This window comes from Alteromonas sp. KUL150 (assembly GCF_009811475.1).
GTDB classification, from domain to species: domain Bacteria; phylum Pseudomonadota; class Gammaproteobacteria; order Enterobacterales; family Alteromonadaceae; genus Alteromonas; species Alteromonas gracilis.
In genome coordinates this window covers 1-2955 of the sequence record NZ_BLIJ01000030.1, presented here as the reverse complement: position 1 = coordinate 2955, position 2955 = coordinate 1, and the positions used below count along the sequence as shown (strand labels likewise).

At 39.6% G+C, this 2955-nt stretch carries 2 protein-coding genes and 1 pseudogene; 2 read left to right on the top strand and 1 reads right to left on the bottom strand.

Annotated features, from left to right (window positions below; genetic code table 11):
* Positions 1 to 263 precede the first annotated feature (263 nt).
* Both GVO62_RS06775 and GVO62_RS06770 read left to right on the top strand, forming a co-directional pair.
* On the top strand, positions 264 to 2204 hold the full coding sequence (locus tag GVO62_RS06775; protein ID WP_159118307.1) for an RNA-binding domain-containing protein: 1941 nt from the start codon (positions 264 to 266) through the stop codon (positions 2202 to 2204).
* Between the two features lie 222 nt (positions 2205 to 2426).
* Positions 2427 to 2747, top strand: a pseudogene (locus GVO62_RS06770) (hypothetical protein); the annotation flags it as partial.
* A 59-nt stretch (positions 2748 to 2806) separates the two neighbouring features.
* Here GVO62_RS06770 and GVO62_RS06765 read toward each other — a convergent pair.
* A complete protein-coding gene (locus tag GVO62_RS06765) occupies positions 2807 to 2950 on the bottom strand; it encodes a DUF2960 family protein (protein ID WP_268891122.1) in 144 nt (47 codons plus the stop codon).
* Positions 2951 to 2955: the final 5 nt, after the last annotated feature.

Genomic DNA, 2955 nt, shown 5'->3' with positions numbered 1-2955 from the left:
GAAAACTGTATAACCGCTATTATAAACTCAATTAGCGCCAATAATTACCGTATTAAAAAAAGCGGGTGGCAAATTCATAGCGCGAGATCGCGTGTTCGAATTGCGCCGAGTGTTCTATTTTTAAGGGCTACGACCCAATTCTGTTATTTTAAAAATCTCTTTTTTTGAAATATGTAGCAACTTTGACCAGCTTTTGTTTTTTCTACTCTTTGGCTAATCGTGATAATGTTCTTGTCTTAATAGCGTTGATATGACAAAGAATTATGAACTTTTTTGAAATAAAATCATTGGAAGATATTTCAATCCTGCGCGAATCCTCTGAAGTTGAATGTAAACTAGCCAACGGAAAAGATGGAAAGGGCGCATTGCCAAATGATATGTGGGAAAGTTACAGCGCCTTCGCTAATACTGATGGCGGTACGATCATACTTGGGCTTAAGGAAAAAAAGGGAAGATTCTCTATTTCTGGGATTGAGAATATAGAGCAAGTTCGCACGGATTTATTTAACGTAGGCAACAATAGGAACAAAGTTAGTCTCAATATAATTTCGAACAATGATGTAAAAGAAGTCAATATTGATGGTAAGAAGCTATTAGTTATTTACGTGAGGCGAGCCACTCGTCAAGAAAGACCTATCTATTTAAATGGCAACCCCATCGGTTATACCTATGTTAGAGCTAACGAATCCGATCAGCGGCTACAGCTTGAGCAGGTAAAGAGAATGCTTGCGGAGCAAGTAGAAGACTCTCGAGATAGTGAGATATTGCCGTTTTACGGCATGGAAGATATTGATTTTGAGTCTTTACGTATATATCGGCAAACTTATGCTAATTTAAATCCCGCTCATCCTTGGAACGAGTATGATAACCAACGCTTTCTGAAAATGATTGGTGGCTGGAGGGTAAACAGAGAAACTGGTGAAGAGGGCATGACGGTCGCAGGGCTTCTTATGTTTGGAACTCATCCTGTGATACAGGAAAAGTTTCCCTATTACCTTTTAGATTATCAGGAACGTCCAGAAGCAAAGACTGAGAAAAGGTGGGTTGATAGGCTAACATTGGATGGAACTTGGTCTGGCAATTTGTATGACTTTTCGAGAAAAGTATATAGAAAGCTTATTGAAGATTTGAAAGTTCCTTTTGAACTAAAAGAAGGTTTGAGGCAGGAAGATACTCCTGTTCACATTGCTCTTCGAGAAGCTCTTGCTAACACTATAATTCACGCTGATTATACTGGAAGAGCATCTATTTTGGTTGTGAAGCGGCCCGACATGTTTGGGTTTAGAAACCCAGGTCTAATGCGTGTACCTATTGAAGTGGCATTGCAAGGTGGGGAGCCTGATTGTAGAAATCGATTGCTTGCGCAAATGTTTAGGTACGTCAAATTTGGAGAGCAAGCTGGCTCTGGATTGCCCAATATCTTAGATGGTTGGAAAAGTCAGCATTGGAAAGTACCACTGTTGCATGAAGCAACTAATCCATATGATCAAACATTGTTAGAATTGAGAATGATTGATCTATACCCTCAAAAAATTGTAAGGGAGCTCACTAGTGTTTTTGGTGACAAGTTCACAAATTTGACTGAACTAGAAAGAACAATAGCTATTACAATTTATTCTGACTTTTATCTTACTCATCATCAGCTTTGCACTCAAATATCAGCGCACACAAGAGAAGTGACACTTGCATTAGTTAAGTTGGAGAGAATAAAAGTAATTTGTTCGACAGGAGAACATAAAGGGAAAGTATATCATCGTCCTGATGTAGAGGTTCCAACGCCAGATAATGCTCTAGGGCAATTTTTAGCCGAAAACTTACAAGTAACCAAGCCTAAGAGCTTGTCAGAAAAACATCCGGAGTTAAGTCCGGAGTTAAGTCCGGAGTTAAGTCCGGAGCTAAGTTCTGTACTTCTGGCTAATGAGAGTAAATGGAAAGAGCTTGAGAAAATAGCTGCTCCTGTAAAAGGAAATACTAGAAAATTAGGAAGAGAAAAAGTCGAAGAAGCCATAATTAAACTCTGCGAAGGTAAATTAATCAGCCTGAATGACTTAGCAAATTTACTTGAAATGAAGCCAGACACATTGCGGAAAAATTACCTAAACCCTTTAGTGGCCTCAGAGAGGCTAAGTCTTGCTTATCCAACAAAACGGCATCATCCTAAACAGGCATATTGGTCAGGTGTTGTAGAGAATAAAAAAGACTAAGTACACTTGTTTACAGAACTTCAAGTAAAAGCATCTGAGCCGCTATGCGGCTCTAGTGGCAAGACTTATCCCCTACGACACAGCAAAAGCTCGGTATCGCTTCAATTCCATAACTTATATTTTAAACCCTTATATAGAAAACGAATCTCTTTGCTAATAGGTATTGAAACACTTATTAGCAAAGCAGAAAGACTGAAAGCACTTATGCTTTAAAGCACCAAAAAAGAAATAGCAGAAATGGATGCGGCGTTTCAAATAAGCCTAAAAGGCGGTATGGGACTAGGTAAAGAAACACTGTCACGACTTCAATTTGCTGGGTTCGACTATGAAATAAATGGCAGCACAACGCGGGTGGCAAAACCACAGCGCGACGTGTTCAAAGTATTCGATGAAGAATTTAGCAGCTTTAGAGAAGCGCTAGCCTTTGCCAGCGCTACCTACAAAATAAAGAAGAGCCGGCTAAGTCAGCTTTATTTCGACAACGATGAAAGCTTTGATAGGGCGATTGAGGCTTTTCATGGGTTGGTTGAAGGTAGACCCTGAAAATTTAAGTGATGGTTTTGCGCTCCGAAGTCAGATGTTCGAACCCTATCGGCCCACCATTATTCTTGACCGTTCTTTAAGAAGTACAAATCAGAAAACCCCATTTTTACAAATTCGGTATCTCTGAAGTTTCTTACGGTTTTTTTGTCTTTACTGATAGCGGCAAGTTGCTGTTCAGTTTGCATGAACTGGGAAAGGTCTATTCCCT

What these genes read in the sequence shown, in the direction of transcription:
- GVO62_RS06775 (WP_159118307.1), top strand. Translation starts at nt 264, where the DNA reads ATGAACTTTTTTGAAATAAAATCATTGGAAGATATTTCAATCCTGCGC.